Source organism: Mesorhizobium sp. M8A.F.Ca.ET.207.01.1.1 (genome assembly GCF_004794715.1).
Taxonomy (GTDB): domain Bacteria; phylum Pseudomonadota; class Alphaproteobacteria; order Rhizobiales; family Rhizobiaceae; genus Mesorhizobium.
Genome location: NZ_SRUS01000009.1, coordinates 148062 through 165092, shown reverse-complemented (window position 1 = coordinate 165092; position 17031 = coordinate 148062). Strand labels below are relative to the sequence as shown.

Sequence of the window (17031 nt, the reverse complement as noted above, 5' to 3'; positions counted from 1 at the left end):
TCATGCCAAACATGTCGCTTGCCAGTCCGCCCCCTGCCAACCCGCTTGTCGTCGCAATCGCCTATGACGGGCTGTGCACGTTCGAATTTGGCGTGGCGGCCGAGGTGTTCGCCTTGCCCAGGCCTGAGATGGGCCCGGATTGGTACCGTTTTGCCGTTGCCGGCATAGACGCCGGTGAAATGCGTGCGATGGGCGGCGTGCGCATCCTCGCCGATGGCGGACCTGACTTGATCAGCGAGGCCGGCACGGTCATCGTGCCGGGATGGCGCGGTGTGGATTGTCCTGTGCCGCCTTTGCTGATCGACGCACTTCGCAAGGCGAGCGAGCGGGGTGCGCGGGTTCTTTCCATCTGCTCGGGCGTCTTCGTGCTTGCCGCGGCCGGCCTGCTCAAGGGCAAGAAGGCAACCACGCATTGGCGCTACGGCGAAAGGCTGAAGGAGCGGTATCCCGACATCACGGTGGTACCCGATGTCTTGTACATCGACGAGGGCAATGTGCTGACATCGGCCGGCAGCGCGGCCGGCATCGACCTGTGCCTGCATCTGGTTCGGCGCGATTTCGGCACCAAGGCGGCCAACATGGTGGCGCGCCGCCTGGTCGTGCCGCCGCACCGCGACGGCGGCCAGGCGCAATATGTCGAGAGCTCGGTGCCCGAACCTCACGAGCGCAGTCGGCTTGGACCGTTGATAGACAGGATGCGCGCCGACATTTCCGCCGACTATCCGGTCGCCACCCTGGCCGGCCTGGCCGGGATGAGCGAGCGGACATTTCTACGCCGGTTCGCTGCCGCAACCGGCGTCACGCCGGCAAGCTGGCTCCTGTCCGAACGGCTTTCGCGGGCGCGTACGCTGCTCGAAGATACAAGCTTGCCGATCGACCGCGTTGCCGAGACGGCCGGATTTGGCGCGGCGGCGACGTTGCGGCATCATTTCCGCCGGCGGTTCGCCACGACCCCCGCCGCATACCGGGCGCGGTTCGGGGCCAACGCCAACTCTGGCTGACAACGTCTCAGGCCGTCACGTCAACAATCCCTCATAGCGGCCGCGCGGCCTGATGATGCTGCCGCTCACGATCTGTTCGACCATGTGCGCGGCCCAGCCGACGCTGCGTCCAAGCGCGAAGAGCTGGAACGGCGCATCGCGCGGCAGGCCAAGGCCGCGCGTCAGCACGGCAAGGGCAAAGTCGATATTCGCTGGAGCGCCGGTCGCGGCGATGGCGGCGGTTTCCAACGACCGCAATGTCTCGTCATTGTTGTCGATGGCCGCCAGAAGCGCCGTGGCGCGGGGATCGCCCTCGGGATAGAGTTGGTGGCCGAAACCCGGCAGCGGCCGGTCGTGGCCGAGCCAGCGCCGGATCGCGGCATCGGATCCATGACTTGCGGCGTCCTCCGCCAGTTGCATAACCGCCTCGCCGGCGCCGCCGTGGCGCGGGCCGGACAGCGTCGCCAGGCCCGCGAGCAGGCACGCGGCGGGCGAGGCGCCGGTCGAGGCCGCGACGCGGGCCGCGAAGGTCGATGCGTTGAGTTCGTGATCGGCGAGCAGGACAAGGGCACGGCGGATTGCTTCCGCGCCATCATCGTCCACCGACCAGCCCCGTGCCAATCGCCGATGCACTGGTTCCGGTCCCGCCACGGCACCGAGGGCGCCGGCCAGCACGCCGATCGCGTGCGCCGCGTCGGCGCATAGCGAGGCGGCACTTCGTCCCAGCGAAGGCCGCGCCTGGCCGGCAAGCAAGGCGAGTTGCGCAAAGGCCGGGGCGCGGCCGATCTGGCGCGCCGCATCCGGCGACGGCGTTTCGAAACGGACGGGGCGAGGCAGAGCCCAGAGCAGCCCAGCGGTTTCTTCCAGCGTGGCATGGTCGGACAGCGCTGCGGCGTCCCGGCCTCGATAGATGAGGTGGCCGTGCCAGACGGTCGAAACCGAAGTGACAATCGACGGCTCGCCCCAGGCGATCGCGCTCTCGGCGATGGCCGAGGGGCTGCGCCCGCGCGCCCTTCGCGTTGCCAGCGCCGCGATGTCGTCGGCGCGGTACTGGCTGCGGCGCGGATCGTCCCGATCCGGGCGCATGCCGATGCGTCCGCGGCTGACATAGGCATAGAGCGTCTGCGGCCTCACGCGCAGCCGTTCCAGCGCCTCTTCCCGCGACAACCATTCGGACATTTGGGTCTCTGATATTGATTCTATTGATCAAGATTGATGTAGATGGTGCCCACCCTTATCTCCCATCGGGAAAAGCTTCAAGGAGACAAGGCTATGGCGAATGGGCTCGATGATGTGGTGGCGGCCGAAACCGTGCTGTCCGATGTGGATGGTCTAGGCGGTCGCCTGACGATCCGTGGCCATTCGCTTGGGGAATTGGCAGGGCGATGGAGCTACGCCCAGGTCGTCCACCTGCTGCTGGACGGGTTCTTCGACGATCTGCCTGGCGATGCCGAACTGGCGGCAAAACTGGGTGAGGCTCGCGTCGAGGTGTTTGACCGGCTCGCGCCCGCGCTGCCCTTGCTGGCACCGCTCGACATCTACAGCGCCATGCGTGCGGGCATGGCACTGCTGCCGGATGGCGAGACGCTGACGGACGCCTTGCGGCTGATCGCGGCGCCGGCGGTGCTGACGCCGGCCCTGCTGCGCCTGCAGCGCGGCGAGCAGCCGATCGCAGCCGACAGCAAGGCGGATCATGCCGCCGACATGTTGAGGATGCTCAGGGGATCGGTTCCGTCGCCGGCCTTGGCCAAGGCGCTCGACACCTATCTGGTGACCGTGTGTGATCACGGGCTCAATGCGTCGACCTTCGCCACCCGCGTCGTCGCCTCGACCTTGGCCGGCCTGACATCGTCGGTGCTGGCGGGCCTCGGCGCGCTCAAGGGACCGCTGCATGGCGGCGCGCCCGGCCCGGTCATCGATATGCTCGACGCGATCGCCGCGCATGGCGATGCGGCCGGCTGGCTGCGCAATGAGATCGCGCAGGGCAGGCGCATCATGGGCTTCGGCCATCGCATCTACCGTGTGCGCGATCCGCGCGCTGATGTGCTGAAAGCGGTGGTGCGCAAGCTGGGCGGCGAGGGCGACACCGGCCGCCGGCTGGCCTTCGCCGAGACGGTCGAGCAGGCGGCGCTCGAGGTGCTTCGGATCGCCAAGCCACAGCGCTCGCTGCAGACCAACGTCGAATTCTACACAGCGCTTGTCCTGGAAGCGGCGGGCTTTCCGCCGCAAGCTTTCAGCAATGTCTTCGCCGCCGGGCGCGTTTCCGGTTGGGTCGCGCATGCGCGTGAGCAGCAGACGACCGGACGGCTGATCCGTCCGCAGTCACGCTATGTCGGGCCGGTGCCGGATCTCGTCGCCTAGCTCCAGTCTGCCAGGGTTCATGCCTGCTCCAGTCGGCCAGGGTTCATGCCTGTTTCGAAAGCTACGGCCTCTCCGCTTTGCAGCGGAGGGGCTTTTTCGACATGACCGAAATTTCATGTGATCACGCGACCGTGTTCGTGTTCTTGCCTTGGTCCGTCCTTATATGCTGCACTGCAACATAAGCCGGCGACAGCTGCTTCCTTTCAATGACGTAGGGGCAGGCCGGCGCATCAGGATGACAGGAACGCCATGACGAAGAACGGCAAGGCGGAGGAAAAGAAGAAGATCAACATCGCGCTTCAGGGCGGCGGCTCGCACGGCGCCTTCTCCTGGGGCGTGCTCGACCGACTGCTGGAGGACGGCAGGCTGGAGATATCGGCCGTTTCCGGCACCAGCGCCGGCGCCATGAACGCGGTGGCGCTGGCTGACGGCTTTGTCCGCGGCGGAGTCGAGGGCGCGCGCAAGAAGCTGGACGATTTCTGGCATGCGGTGGCGGCGAAGGGCCGGTTCAGCCCGGTGCAGCGCATGCCGTGGGATGTTGCCTGGGGCAACTGGTCGATCGAGAACACGCCGGGCTATGTCTTCTTCGACACCATGTCGCGGGTGTTCTCGCCCTATGTCGCCAATCCGCTCGGCCTCAATCCGCTGCGCGACGTCGTCGCGCGGGAGATCGACTTCAAGAATGTCCGCGCCTGCAAGTCGATGGAACTGTTCATCTCCGCCACCAATGTCGAGACAGGGCAATTGCGGGTGTTTTCCGATGGCGAGATCGACCTCGATACGGTGATGGCCTCGGCCTGCCTGCCGCAATTGTTCCGTGCCGTCGAGATCAAGGGTGTGCCCTACTGGGATGGCGGTTATGGCGGCAATCCGGCGCTCTACCCGTTCTTCAAGACGGCGGCGACCGAGGACGTGCTTCTGGTGCAGATCAATCCGGTGGTGCGCGAGGGGACACCTAGAAGCGCCAACGAGATCCAGAACCGCATCGACGAGATCACCTTCAATGCCGGGCTGCTGCGCGAATTCCGCTCGATCGCCTTCGTCAAGGAACTGATCGCCGCCGGGCGTCTGCCGCATGGCGAATACCGCGACATCCGCATGCATCGCATCGATGCCGACGAGGCGTTCAAGGATCTGTCGGCATCCTCGAAGGTCAATGCCGAGTGGGCCTTCCTGACCTATCTGCGCGACCTCGGCCGCACCGCCGCCAGCGATTGGCTGGAGGAGAATTACGATGCGGTCGGCAAGCATGCAACGCTCGATCTTTCGGGCGAACTCGATGACGGGTTCAAGCCGATGCGCGGTCCCGCACCGGGCCGTCGGGTGAAGGAATTTCTCGCCGTTCGCAAGAACCCGGAGGCGGAGCGCCGTCGGGCCTGAACCTGACGGAACTGGCTTCAAGAGGGGGCAGCGTTTGCCGGCACTCGTGGCGAAGCTTCCGGAGCAGCGCCTGGTTCAGCGTTGGTGTGACAGCAACCTTGGCGTGCGGGAGAGCCGTCATCATGCTGACGTCTGTTGCCACTGACGATCGGATGGCGCCGGCCCCGGGGGCGTTCTGAGGCATCGGGCGCAACGCTCGATCCAGAATTGCGAATGGGACGAAACACACCCGGCGTTCTCGCGCCAGTCTCGCGCCGACCCCGTCGTCGCGCGTATCAGGACACGATGAGCGGGACGTAATACTGTCAGCGCATTGGTGTTTTCAGCATCTGGTTCGACCTCGGCGCATCGGGATCGGCACGCCTGATCCGAAGCAGCTGCCGCGCCTTTTCCCGAGCGATTCCAGGATCTTGGCCCGGCGTTGTGGCGCCGCAGCCCCTAGTCCCTCGCCGATAGCGGCGACGCGGATTGTCGGTTCGTGCCTGCACTTCAATCAGCGAAGCGAAGCGGATCGCGGCTCTATGCTGGAGACGGCCATGGCGATCAGGGCTGGTCGCCCGTGGCCTCCGTTTCAGGCCGGATCGTGAGCCGGCGGGCCGCTTCGTCAAGTAGACTGGCAAGTCACGAAGAACCGTTTCATGGCGGCCACAGCTTGTGCGGCTACGCAATGCTGCTGCAACTTTCGGACTATATTGCGGTGCAACTTTGATGTAGAAGCGCGCTCGCCGATCACGGCAATTTGAACCCGGTCAGGCGCGCACCCATATCGGCGACGCGCCCGCATCATAAGACGCGGTGCTGGCCGAACCCGCAGTGGAAAAATGACGATGCCTAAAATCAGGTTTCACAAGCTTGCAGCCATTGTTGTGCTCATCGGTTTCGCGGCGTGGATGGCGACAGGCGAGTTCTCATCGGTTGGCAGCGTAGCGGCCAACAAGGCCAAGGCAGCCGAGGTCGAGGGCAAGGCGCCGGACGCGAGCAAGCCGAAGACGGCGGAAGCCGAACCCAAGGCCACGCTGCGCACCGTCGCGGTGGTGACACCGCCGCGCAAGACCTATGCGCGCGCCATCCGCATTTCCGGGCTGACCGAGGCCGACAAGCGCGCGGTACTGGCAACCCGCGTTGCCGGCGTCATCGACAAGCTGCCTGTCAAGCAAGGCGATCACGTCAAGACCGGCGACCTTGTGCTGATGCTCGCCGCCGAGGAAAAGATCTCGATGGTCGACAATGCCAAGCAGCTCGTGGCGCAGCGCAGGGCCGAGCTCGATGCGGCCGAGCGGCTGGCCAAGACAGGTAATTTGCCGAAGCTGCAGCTCGACACCGCCCGCTCCAATCTAACCCAGGCGCAATCCCAGCTGGACACCGCGCAGGCCGAGCTCGACCGCAACGAAGTGAAGGCTCCGTTTGACGGCGTCATCGACCGGGTGCCGGTGGAACTGGGCAGCTCCGTCATGCAGGGCGGCGAGGTGGCCACCATCCTCAAGCTCGATCCGGTGATCGCGCGCGGCGAGATCAGCGAGCGCGACCTCGGCTATCTCAAGATCGGTGACAAGGCCAGCGTTCGGCTGGTCAGCGGCCAGACCGTCGAAGGCACCGTGCGCTATATCAGCCGCGACGCCTCGTCGGCGACCCGCACCTTCCGCGTCGAGATCGCCATCCCCAATGCCGATGGCTCGGTGCCGGCCGGCATGACGGCGGAAATCCAGCTCAGCGCGTTGCCGACCGACGCCGTGCTTTTGCCGCGCTCGGTGGTGACGCTGGGCGACAAGGGCGATCTCGGCATCCGCGCCGTGGGCAAGGACAACAAGGTGGCGTTCTTCCCGATCGACCTGGTCGACGACACGCCGACCGGTCTCGTGCTTGGCGGCATCCCGGCGGATGCGCGCATCATCGTCGCCGGCCAGGAACTGGTGAAGGAAGGCGATGAGGTTAAGCCCGTCGAGGCCGACCAGGCGACCATCAACAAGCTGATCGGCGATGCCACCGCCGGGACGCAGTAGCGCCGGCGCCGGCGCCGGGCCTTTGCCCGGCGACAGCGTGTCCGTTCGCCACTCCCGAAGCCAACAGCAGGCATAAGTCATGGATATCGTCAGACTCGCAATCAACAATGCCCGCCTGACCATCTCGGTCCTGGTCTTCCTGCTGATTGCAGGCTGGGTCGCCTATCAGTCGACGCCGAAGGAAGCGGAGCCCGACGTTCCGATTCCGATGATGTATGTCAGCCTGATCTATCAAGGCATTTCGCCTGAAGATTCCGAGCGCCTTCTGCTGCGGCCGATGGAAAGCAAGCTGAAGAGCCTGAAAGGCCTCAAGGAGATGCGCTCGGCCGCTTTCCAGGGCGGCGGCTATGTGCTGGTCGAGTTCCAGCCGCAGACCAACCTGGCGACGGCGCTGCAGGATACCCGCTCCAAGGTTCAGGACGGCAAGGCCGACCTGCCGCAGGCGGCCGAGGAGCCCGTCGTCACCGAGGTCAACATTTCCGAATTCCCTGTGCTCGTCGTCACGCTGTCGGGCGAACTGCCCGAGCGCGTGCTGGCGGCCGCGGCGCGCGAACTGCGCGACCGTATCGAGGAAGTGCCCGGCGTCCTCGAAGGCTCGCTGCAAGGCTCCCGCGACGATCTGGTCGAAGTCGTCATCGATCCGATGAAGCTGTCTTCCTACGGCTTGCAACTCGAACAATTGATCGGCGCTGTCGGCGCGTCCAACAGCCTGGTCGCCGCCGGCAACATCGAGGGCTCGCAGGGTAAATACGCCGTCAAGGTGCCGTCGCTGATCGAGACGCCCGAGGATGTGGCGGCACTTCCCGTGGTCGCCGGTCCCAATGCCGTGGTTCAGGCCAAGGACATCGCGACCATCCGCTCGACCTTCGCCGATGCCACGACGATCACGCGCCTCAACGGCAAGCCGGCCATCGCCATCGAGGTCAAGAAGCGCATCGGCGCCAATCTGATCGACACGCTGACCAAGGTCAGGGAGGTGTCCGACACCTTCGTCAAGACCATGCCCGAAGGCATGCATGTGACCTACACGCAGGACAAGTCGGTCTTCGTCAACCAGTTGCTCGGCGATCTGCAGAACCACGTGATGATCGCGGTGATCCTGGTGTTCATCGTCATCCTATACGCGCTGTCCGGTCGAGCCTCGCTGCTCATTGGCCTCGCCATCCCGTCATCGTTCCTGATCGGCATCCTGCTGCTCGCCATGATGGGCTACACGATCAACATGATCGTGCTGTTCAGCCTGATCCTGGCGGTCGGCATGCTGGTCGATGATGCCATCATCGTCACCGAGTTCGCCGAGCGACGGATGAGCGAGGGCATGCCGAAGCAGGAAGCCTTCGCGCTCGCCGCCAAGCGCATGGCCGGTCCGGTCATCGCGGCAACGATGACCCGCATCGCCGCCTTCTCGCCGCTGCTGTTCTGGCCGGGGATCATTGGCGATTTCATGAAGTACATGCCGATCACGCTGATCGTCACGCTGTCGGCATCGATGCTCTATGCACTGGTCTTCGCGCCGACGCTGGGTGCGATCTTCGCCAAGGCGCCGCAGCATCACGAGGATGGCAATCGCGATGGCTGGTACATGGCTGTCGTCAAGCAGGCGGTGCGCTTCCCCATCACCGTGATGGTGCTCACCGTCGTCTTGCTGGCCGGCATCTTCGTCGGTTATTCGAAGTACGGTGCCGGCGTCGAGTTCTTCCCGAGCGTCGAACCCGATTACGGCCTGCTCTATGTGCATGCCCGCGGCAACCTTTCGCTGGCCGAAATGGATACCGCGACCAAGATTGCCGAAAACCGGCTGCTCGGCTGGCCGGGCGTGAAGTCGGTCTATACACGCGTCGGCAAATCCGACGGCGGTGGCCAGGACGTGCCCGAAGACGTCGTCGGCGTCATCCAGTACGAATTCATCGATTGGCGCGAGCGCAAATCGGCCAACGATATTCTGAACGACCTGCGTGGCGTCATGGCCGGCATTCCCGGCGTCGATGTCGAGGTTCGGGTGCCGGAAGCAGGCCCGCCGACCGGCAAGCCGATCCAGATCAGGCTCTCGGCCATCGATCCCAAGGGGCTCGACGAGAAGGCGCGCGCTGTCGCCGCGCGCATCGCCAAGGTGCCCGGTGTCATCGACATTTCCGATGGCTTGCCGCCGCGTGGCGTCGACTGGGCACTCGATGTCGACCGGGCCAAGGCAGCCCAGTATGGCATCAGCCCGACCTCGGTCGGGACGGTGGTGCAGCTCGTCACCAACGGCCTGAAGCTTTCGGAATACCGGCCCGCCGGCGCCGACAAGGCTGCCGACATCCGCCTGCGCTTGCCGGAGGACCGGCGCACGCTGTCGACGCTCGACGAGCTCAGGGTGCAAACCTCTCAAGGGTCGGTGCCGATCTCGAACTTCGTCGTCCGCAAGGCAAAGCCGAGCGTCGGCATCCTCAACCGTATCGACGGCGCCCGCACCGTGGTGGTGCAAGCCAACGTTGCCGCCGGCGCTCAGGTCGCCGCCGTGCAGCAGGAGGTCACCCAGGCCGTCACCGACATGAATCTTGGCAGCGGCATACGCTGGAAGCTGGCCGGCTCCAACGAGGACAGCGCGGAGGCCAGCGCCTTCCTCAGCAAGGCCTTCGGTGCCGCGATCTTCCTGATCTTCCTGGTGCTGCTGGCGCAGTTCAACAAGTTCACCAGCGTCTGGCTGGTGCTGTCCTGCGTGGTCATGGCGACGATCGGCGTGTTCCTCGGACTGCTGATAACAGGCGAGACGTTCGGCATCGTCATGTCGGGCATCGGCGTCATCGCGCTGGCCGGCGTGGTGGTGAACAACAACATCGTGCTGATCGACACCTATGACCGGCTGCGCGAGGAAGGCTGGGACAAGATGGACGCGGTGCTGCAGACCTGCCGCGAGCGTGCCCGCCCGGTGGTGCTGACGGCGGTGTCGGCCATTCTCGGCGTGCTGCCGATCGCCTTCGGGCTTGGGCTCGAAATCTTCCATCACGAGACGACGATCAACGCGCCGTCGACGCAATGGTGGATTTCGCTGTCCTCGGCGATCGTCTTCGGCCTGTCCTTCGCCACCATCCTGACCCTGGTGGTGACGCCGTCGATGCTGATGGTGTTCACGCGTGCCAAGATCAAGCCCGGCGAGCGGCGCGGTTGGTTCGGCCGCCTGTTCCGGCGTGGCAAGGGCGAGATCTCGTCGGACACGCCGGCAGCAGACGACGTGCCGGCGATCGCCTTCCCGAAAGCTGCGGAGTAGGCAGACTTCCCAATGAACGGCAAAGGCCGCCTGGAACAACCGGGCGGCCTTTTGCATTTTCCCCAAGGGTCAATGCCAAGCATTGTCTTGGAAGCACAACGCAGAGCGGGGAATTTGCCATGCCGATCAGCACCATCCTCATCATCGTCCTGATCCTTGTCCTGATCGGTGCGGTTCCGGCCTGGCCCCACTCGCGCTCCTGGGGATATGGCCCGTCGGGCGTTCTCGGCGTGGTGCTTGTGGTCGTCCTTGTGTTGCTGTTGGTGGGGCGGATCTGAGCGGCCGCTTCGTCCATCGACAGCCGCTGGCGGCTTGGCCGCGACGAGCCTCAGGCAGCTTCCGCGGCGCTATTCACCGTAGCGATCCCGATATCCTCAAGGGCCTCGGCGACCGCTTGATCGAGCGGTGTATGCGGGACCTCGCCGATGATGCTTTCCAGCCGCGTCGAGACCAATTGGTGGGGTTCGAAGCGCAGATAGGACATCGAGACGATCTCACGCCACATCGCCACGAACGGACTGCCGGCGCGCAGCACCCACCAGGGCATCGCCGTCATCTTCAACTGGCGGCCAATGGCTTTCTCGGCGGCGGCTTTGATCTCGAGATCGGTGATGGCGTGGCCTGGAAAATTCAGCGCCTCATAGAAGCCGAGCTTGTCGAGATTGCTGGCCAGCGCGACGAAGCCGACCGCGAAGTCCGGCAGATAGGCCCATTCATGCACAAGGTCGGCCGGACCGGGCGCTGTGTAGATGCCCTTGTTGATCTTGGCGGCAACGACCAGGTCGAACCAGGAGCCGCTGCCGGTACCGCCGAAAAAATCGCCGGCGCGCAGAAGGATGGTGCGCACGCGGACCGCCTCGGCCTCACGACGGAACAAATCCTCCATGGCGCAGCGAATGCGGCCTTTTTCAGTGGTCGGGTGGAAGGGGGTGTCTTCCGTGATCACCGCCGGCATGGGCGAGCCGTAATTGTAGACCGTGCCGGGGAAGAGATGCACCGTGCCATTCGCATGGCAGGCGGCCATGACATTTTCGGCCATCGGCAGGCACTTGCCCCAGTCGGTGTAGATCGGGTTCAGCCCGTTGAAGATGATGTCGACGTCCTCGGTGGACCGGATCAGCGATTGACGGTCCAGCGCATCGCCAGCAACCGCGGTGGCGCCTGCGAGCTCTGCCGGCACCTTGCCGGTGCGAGTGACGGTGCGGACGTCGAAGCCGGCGTCGATGAAGGCTTTGGCAACGACGCGGCCGAGCCGGCCATTGGCACCGAGGATTGCGATCTTGGTCATTTCAGGTCTCCGTGTTGGTGTTTGCAGCTCGAATATGATTGCCTCATCTCCGAATGAAAATTGACTAGGAATGGAGTTTTGATATTCATAAATGAATGGATGATATCGATTGGAACCTGATCAAGAGTTTCGTCACCGTGGCGGAAACCGGCAGCCTGTCGGCTGCGGCGCGCAAGCTCTCGGCCAGCCAGCCGACGCTTGGCCGTCATATCGGCGAACTCGAGCAGGCGCTGGGCGTCACCTTGTTCCGGCGCGGACGACGCGGCTATGAACTGACGGAAGCCGGCAGCACCCTGTTCGAACGTGGCAAGGCCGTAAGCGAACAGGCAAGCGCCTTCTCATTACTGGCGCTGGGTTCGGTCGAAGCGATCGAAGGCACGGTGCGGATTGCCGCCAGCGAAGTGGTGGCCGCCTATGTGCTGCCCGGCATGATGGCACGGCTCGGCATCGAGGAACCCGGCATCGAGGTCGAGATCGTTGCCTCGAACCAGGTCGAGAACCTGCTGCGCCGGGATGCCGACATCGCCATTCGCATGGTCAAGCCGGCGCAGAACGAACTGATGGCACGCAAGGTCTGCGATATCGAGCTCTGCGCCTGCGCGGCCATCTGCTATCTGGAGAGGCACGGGCGCCCGCTGGAGCCTGCCGATCTCGTCGATCACGCGCTGATCGGCTTCGATCGCAGCGACGAGATGATCCGAGCCTTTTCCCAGTATGGCGCCCCGGTCACCCGAAACAGTTTTCGTTTCAGGGCGGACAATCAGGTCGTGCTCTGGGAAGCCGTGCGGGCGGGAAACGGCATTGGCCTTGGCCAGGAGCCGTTGGCAGACCGCGATCCGCTGGTGGAAAAGCTGTTGCCAGGCCTGCCATTGCCTGCCCTGCCGGTATGGCTGGCCATGCATCGCGACGTGCGCGGCAGCGTGCGTATCCGCCGCGTGGCGGATTTTCTCCACGAGGAACTGAAACGCTATTCGGCGGGCGCGGCATCCGGAGCGAATTCGGCGCGGTGAGCCAATCCGGCCATCAGAAGAACGACGATCAGCAGAGCCGACATGGCGATGAAGATCGGGCCGAAGCTGGAATGTTCGGCGACGAAGCCGATCGCCGACGGCGCCACCAGAATGCCGGAATACCCCATGGTGGTGACGACGCTCATGCCGGTGCCCGACGACATGCCCTCCTGGTTGCCGCCGGCCGAAAAGATGATCGGCACCATGTTGGCGATGCCGAAGCCGCACAGCGCGAAAGCTGATATGGCGAGCCAGGGCGAGGGTGACAGGCCGGCGATCAGCATGCCGGCGGCCGCGACGATGGCCGAGCCGCGCAGTGTCATCACCGCGCCGAAGCGGTTGCGGACGCCATCGCCGAAAAAGCGCATGATCGCCATGACGCCGGAGAAGGCGGCGTAGGCAAGGCCGGCGACGGCGAGGTCGGCGCCGAGTTCCTGCCGCAGATACAGCGCCGCCCAGTCGAGCACCGCGCCCTCGGAAATCATCGTCAGTAGGGCCATCAGGCCGATCAGGTAGACCAATGGGTTTGCCGGCAAAGCGAATTTATGATGCTCGGTCGCCTGCGGTCTGTTTTCGGCCACGATATGGGGCACCGCCGCCGCGATTGCCGCGAAGGCAAGCGCGGTCACCACCGAAGCATGGGCGAGGTGGCCATAAGTCTGGATGGCAAAGCCGCCAAGGGCGCCGCCGGCGAAACCGCCGAGGCTCCAGAAGCCGTGCGAGGAGGACATGATGGCGCGCCCCAGCCGCCGTTCCACCACCACAGCATTGGCATTCATGGCCACGTCCATGCCGCCGATCGAGCCGCCGAAGATGAACATGGCGACGGCCGCCAGCGGCACGTCGGGCGCCAGTGCCACGATCAGAAGGCCGAGGCTGCCGCAGAGACCGAACCAGCGCAGCACGGTGCGCGAGCCATGTTTGGAGATCAGGTGGCCGCACCATGTCATGGCGGTGACCGCGCCGGCGCCGAACAAAAGGATCAGCAGGCCGAGCGTGAATTTCGAGATATCCAGCCGCGTCAGGAACACCGGAATCTGCGGCGCCCAGCTGCCGGTCAGGAAGCCATTGGCGAGGAAAATGGCCGCCACGGCCCAGCGGCCGCGAATGGCAGTCTGCATGGCGTTAGGCGCGTTCATAGGACGATTCCGGTCAAAAAATGGCTTTGCGCGGCAAATTAGATCGATTCAATTTTCAGTCAAGCGCACTTTCGAGAAAGCATTTGGGCCAAACGGCCTCAGTGATCCTTGGGACGCCGGGCTTCGAATTCGGCCTTCTTGGCGTCCGAAGCCTCTGTCTGGTTGAGCGCTTGCCACTCGGCATAGGGCATGCCGTAGACGATCTCGCGCGACTGATCCTTGCCGAGGTTGACGCCCTTGGCTTCCGCTGCCTCGCGATACCAATTCGACAGGCAGTTGCGGCAGAAGCCGGCGAGGTTCATCAGGTCGATGTTTTGCACGTCGCTGCGTTCGCGCAAATGCCTCACCAGCCGGCGAAAGGCGGCGGCCTCGAAGTCGCGCTTCTGCTCGTCGCTGAGTTCGGTCATCGAAACCTCCGTCATAGCGGCCCGGTGCGCGAGCCGAACATCTTTACCGCATGTATATCGGGACGGTGGTCGATGGCGTCAACGATCGGCGCCAGCCGTTGGGCCCAGGCGAGGGCGCCCTGCTGGTCCGCTATCAGGTCCTGGCGGATTTCGAGCAGCGCGTGGGCATATCCATTGACGATGGCATGCTTGAACATGGTGTCGCCGCGCAGAGCGCCGTCATACGGTTCGTTGTCGCCAACGATGAGGTTTTTGTCCTCGGCCAGCATGTCGATCAGCGGCCGCGCCACCCGGTCGTCTTTGTCCCACAGGATGCCGACATGCCAGGGGCGTTTGATGCCCTGCATGACCGGTGTGAAGGAATGCACCGAAAAGATGAAGGGCGCCTGCCCCGAAGCCTGAACGACCGAAGCGATCATGGCGCCGACCGCGTCGTGGTAGGGCCGGTAGAAGCGGTCGAGACGCCTCTCGCGTTCTTCCGGCGCCATCGGATAGTTTCCCGGCACGATCGTGCCGTCGTAAAGCTGGCGAATGAGCGTCGGGTCGTCCTCACCGCGATTGGGATCGATCAAGAGCCGCGAGAAATTGGCGATAAGTGCCGGCACGCCAAGCAAGGCGGCCAGTTCGCGCGTCACCGCTTCGACGCCGATGTCATAAGCGATATGGCGGTCGAATTCGGCCGACGGCAGCCCCAGGCTGCCATACTCCTCGGGCAGGTCGCGGCGGGCATGATCAGCCAGCAGCACGATGCTTCGCTTGCGGTCGCCCTCGACGATGTCGAAGGGCGCGAAAACTGTGGATCGGGTCATTGGCGGAAAATGGTCGTTCGCTGGCTTTTGGGGAGGATGCTATCGTCATTCCACGAAGACGACGCGTGCGCAATGCCGTTGTTTGGCCAAGGTTTCCCGGGAAATCTGGCAAGGGGCGACGGATCGTGCGCCGGGAGCCTTCCTAAATCGATTGGAATTGGACAAAACGGCGCGTTGACATGCGCCCGGACTTTTCCGAAAAGGGGCGCAGAGAGATGCTGATGTGGTTCTTGAGGGGTTTTGGAATGGGTTCCGCCGGCAGGCAGCGCATGCGCTCCGGCTTTGCGATGCCGCTCCTGATCCTGACCGGTGGCGTGTCGGCAATGGTCATGGCCTCGCCGGCGCACGCCGATTTCCGCGTCTGCAACGCCACGCAGAACCTGGTCGGTGTCGGCATCGGCTATCGTGCCAAGGCCGGCTGGATCACCGAGGGCTGGTGGCACATCGAAGGATCGAGCTGCAAGACGTTGATTGAAGGGCCGCTGTCATCAAGGTTTTATTATCTTTATGCAGAAGACGCCGAGCGCGGTGGACGCTGGGACGGCCCGATCAACATGTGCGTGGCTGAAAAAGAGTTCAAGATCGCGGGCGTAAGCGACTGCGTCGCCCGAGGCTTCCAGCGCGCTGGATTCCAGGAATATGACACGGGCGAGCAGGCAAGCTGGATGGTCCAGCTCACCGATGAGCCCGCAACGGGAGGCGCCCCAGCCGCCCCGGGAACGAACAGTCAATGAGACGTAGCCGCAAGGTCAAGATCCTAGCCACAATCGGTCCGGCCTCCTCGTCCGAGGAGATGCTGCAGAAGCTGTTCGAAGCCGGTGCGGATGTTTTCCGCATCAATATGAGCCATACCGATCATGAGCTGATGCGCACGCTGGTCGCACGCATCCGGTCCGTCGAGGAAAAAGTCGGCCGGCCGATCGGCATCCTGGCCGACCTGCAAGGTCCGAAGCTGCGCGTCGGCAAGTTCGCCAACGGCAAGGAAGTGCTGACGCTGGGCCAGACCTTCACGCTCGACGACAATCCCGAGCCCGGCACCTCGACCAGGGTCTACCTGCCGCATCCCGAAATCCTGAGTTCGGTCGAGGCTGGCCATCGCCTCCTGATCGACGACGGCAAGCTCGAGCTGAAAGCGGTGAAGAGCGACGGCAAGTCGATCGTGTGCACCGTCATTGCCGGCACCACGATTTCCGACAAGAAGGGCGTCAGCCTGCCCGACACCGACCTGCCGGTGGGCGCGCTGACCGAGAAGGACCGCAAGGATCTCGACGCGGTGCTGGCGACCGGCGTCGACTGGGTCGCGCTGTCCTTCGTGCAGAGGCCCGAGGATCTGGCCGAAGCGCGCAAGATCGCGCGCGGCCGGGCGCTGATCATGGCCAAGATCGAAAAGCCGCAGGCGGTCGCCCGACTGGCCGAGATCATCGAACTGTCGGATGCGCTGATGGTCGCCCGCGGCGATCTCGGTGTCGAAATGCCGCTGGAAGCGGTGCCCGGCATCCAGAAGCAGATCACGCGCGCCGCGCGCCGTGCCGGCAAGCCGGTGGTGATCGCCACGCAGATGCTGGAATCGATGATCACCGCCCCGGTGCCGACCCGCGCCGAGGTCTCCGACGTTTCGATCGCCGTCTTCGAAGGCGCCGACGCCATCATGCTGTCGGCGGAATCGGCGGCGGGCGCTTATCCGGTCGAGGCGGTTGCCATGATGAACCGCATCGCCGCCAAGGTCGAAACCGACCCGACCTATGCCGGCATCATCAACGCGCAGCGCTCCGAGCCGGAAGCGACCGGCGCCGACGCCATTTCGCTGGCCGCCCGCGAAATCGCCGAAACGCTGAAACTGTCGGCGATCGTCACCTACACGGCATCAGGCACCACCGGCCTGCGCGCCGCGCGCGAGCGCCCGCAAGTGCCGATCATCGCGCTGTCGCCGATCCTCAATACGGCGCGGCGCCTGTCACTTTTATGGGGCACGCATTGCGTGGTCTCGCCAGACGCCACCGATCTCGACGACATGGTCAACCGCGCCTGCCGCATTGCACTGGAAGAGGAATTCGGCAAGCCGGGCGACCGCGTCATCATCACCGCTGGGGTGCCGCTCAGGACGCCGGGATCGACCAACATGCTGCGCATCGCCTATGTCGGATCGGAAACAGCCGGACGGTAAGCCTTCTCGAGGGAACACCGCGCGAACCGAGGTCACTTTTGGGCGACATGCATTGGCGCAGAGCCCACTGCGGCCGCAGTGCTACAAAAGTCTGGACAATCATCGCCGCCCTTGTCTCGACACAGGGCCGCCGCGATCCACTCTACAAGACGCGGTGAGGCGGCGTTAACAGCCGCTTCGCAACCGCCTGAATTTCCCTTCGCTTGAAAGTATATTGAATGTCATTTGCCGTTTCACGCCGGT

Annotated in this window: 14 protein-coding genes; 9 read left to right on the top strand and 5 right to left on the bottom strand. The window is 64.4% G+C overall.

Annotated features, from left to right (window positions below; all coding sequences use genetic code 11):
• Nucleotides 1-2: 2 nt before the first annotated feature.
• Nucleotides 3-1001: a transcriptional regulator FtrA gene (ftrA, locus tag EN850_RS25235; protein ID WP_135882262.1), complete on the top strand. Its 999-nt coding sequence runs from the start codon at nucleotides 3-5 to the stop codon at nucleotides 999-1001.
• Between the two features lie 15 nt (nucleotides 1002-1016).
• On the opposite strand, the gene EN850_RS25230 is transcribed toward ftrA, so the two are convergent.
• Entirely contained in the window at nucleotides 1017-2159 is a 1143-nt protein-coding gene (locus EN850_RS25230; protein WP_127872112.1) for a citrate synthase, read from the bottom strand.
• Nucleotides 2160-2252: 93 nt separating this feature from the next.
• On the opposite strand from EN850_RS25230, the gene EN850_RS25225 reads away from it, so the two are divergent.
• The 5 genes from EN850_RS25225 to EN850_RS25205 all read left to right on the top strand — a co-directional run bounded on the left by EN850_RS25225 (nucleotide 2253) and on the right by EN850_RS25205 (nucleotide 10249).
• A complete protein-coding gene (locus tag EN850_RS25225; protein ID WP_136092503.1) occupies nucleotides 2253-3341 on the top strand; it encodes a citrate synthase/methylcitrate synthase in 1089 nt (362 codons plus the stop codon).
• A gap of 249 nt (nucleotides 3342-3590) precedes the next feature.
• Complete coding sequence (locus tag EN850_RS25220; RefSeq protein WP_127277270.1) at nucleotides 3591-4721, top strand: patatin-like phospholipase family protein; 1131 nt, start codon at nucleotides 3591-3593, stop codon at nucleotides 4719-4721.
• Nucleotides 4722-5548: 827 nt separating this feature from the next.
• The gene (locus EN850_RS25215) at nucleotides 5549-6721 is read left to right on the top strand and encodes an efflux RND transporter periplasmic adaptor subunit (RefSeq protein WP_135919965.1); all 1173 of its coding nucleotides are present in this window, start codon (nucleotides 5549-5551) and stop codon (nucleotides 6719-6721) included.
• A 79-nt stretch (nucleotides 6722-6800) separates the two neighbouring features.
• Nucleotides 6801-9971, top strand: coding sequence for an efflux RND transporter permease subunit (locus tag EN850_RS25210; protein ID WP_136092502.1), 3171 nt, complete (start codon nucleotides 6801-6803; stop codon nucleotides 9969-9971).
• Between the two features lie 119 nt (nucleotides 9972-10090).
• Entirely contained in the window at nucleotides 10091-10249 is a 159-nt protein-coding gene (locus EN850_RS25205; RefSeq protein WP_127278628.1) for a DUF3309 family protein, read from the top strand.
• 50 nt (nucleotides 10250-10299) lie between these two features.
• Here EN850_RS25205 and EN850_RS25200 read toward each other — a convergent pair whose 3' ends face one another.
• On the bottom strand, nucleotides 10300-11259 hold the full coding sequence (locus tag EN850_RS25200) for an SDR family oxidoreductase (protein ID WP_136092501.1): 960 nt from the start codon (nucleotides 11257-11259) through the stop codon (nucleotides 10300-10302).
• A 95-nt stretch (nucleotides 11260-11354) separates the two neighbouring features.
• Between EN850_RS25200 and EN850_RS25195 the strand changes: the two genes are divergently transcribed.
• Nucleotides 11355-12269, top strand: a complete 915-nt coding sequence (locus EN850_RS25195; RefSeq protein ID WP_136092500.1) for a LysR family transcriptional regulator — start codon at nucleotides 11355-11357, stop codon at nucleotides 12267-12269.
• Here EN850_RS25195 and EN850_RS25190 read toward each other — a convergent pair.
• From EN850_RS25190 to EN850_RS25180, 3 genes are all read right to left on the bottom strand, one after another.
• Complete coding sequence (locus EN850_RS25190; RefSeq protein ID WP_127278625.1) at nucleotides 12227-13408, bottom strand: MFS transporter; 1182 nt, start codon at nucleotides 13406-13408, stop codon at nucleotides 12227-12229. The two genes, EN850_RS25195 and EN850_RS25190, sit on opposite strands and share 43 nt — an antisense overlap.
• Nucleotides 13409-13506: 98 nt before the next feature.
• Nucleotides 13507-13815 carry a DUF1244 domain-containing protein gene (locus EN850_RS25185; RefSeq protein ID WP_127278624.1) on the bottom strand — a complete coding sequence of 103 codons (309 nt, stop codon included), beginning with the start codon at nucleotides 13813-13815 and terminating at the stop codon, nucleotides 13507-13509.
• A gap of 11 nt (nucleotides 13816-13826) precedes the next feature.
• Nucleotides 13827-14624 (bottom strand): N-formylglutamate amidohydrolase, encoded by a 798-nt coding sequence (locus EN850_RS25180; RefSeq protein WP_127278623.1) that lies wholly within the window; start codon nucleotides 14622-14624, stop codon nucleotides 13827-13829.
• A 287-nt stretch (nucleotides 14625-14911) separates the two neighbouring features.
• On the opposite strand from EN850_RS25180, the gene EN850_RS25175 reads away from it, so the two are divergent.
• Both EN850_RS25175 and pyk read left to right on the top strand, forming a co-directional pair.
• Entirely contained in the window at nucleotides 14912-15358 is a 447-nt protein-coding gene (locus tag EN850_RS25175) for a DUF1036 domain-containing protein (RefSeq protein WP_245464385.1), read from the top strand.
• The gene (gene pyk, locus EN850_RS25170; protein ID WP_135882164.1) at nucleotides 15355-16788 is read left to right on the top strand and encodes a pyruvate kinase; all 1434 of its coding nucleotides are present in this window, start codon (nucleotides 15355-15357) and stop codon (nucleotides 16786-16788) included. Before EN850_RS25175 ends, pyk begins: the two co-directional genes overlap by 4 nt.
• The last annotated feature ends 243 nt before the right edge of the window (nucleotides 16789-17031 follow it).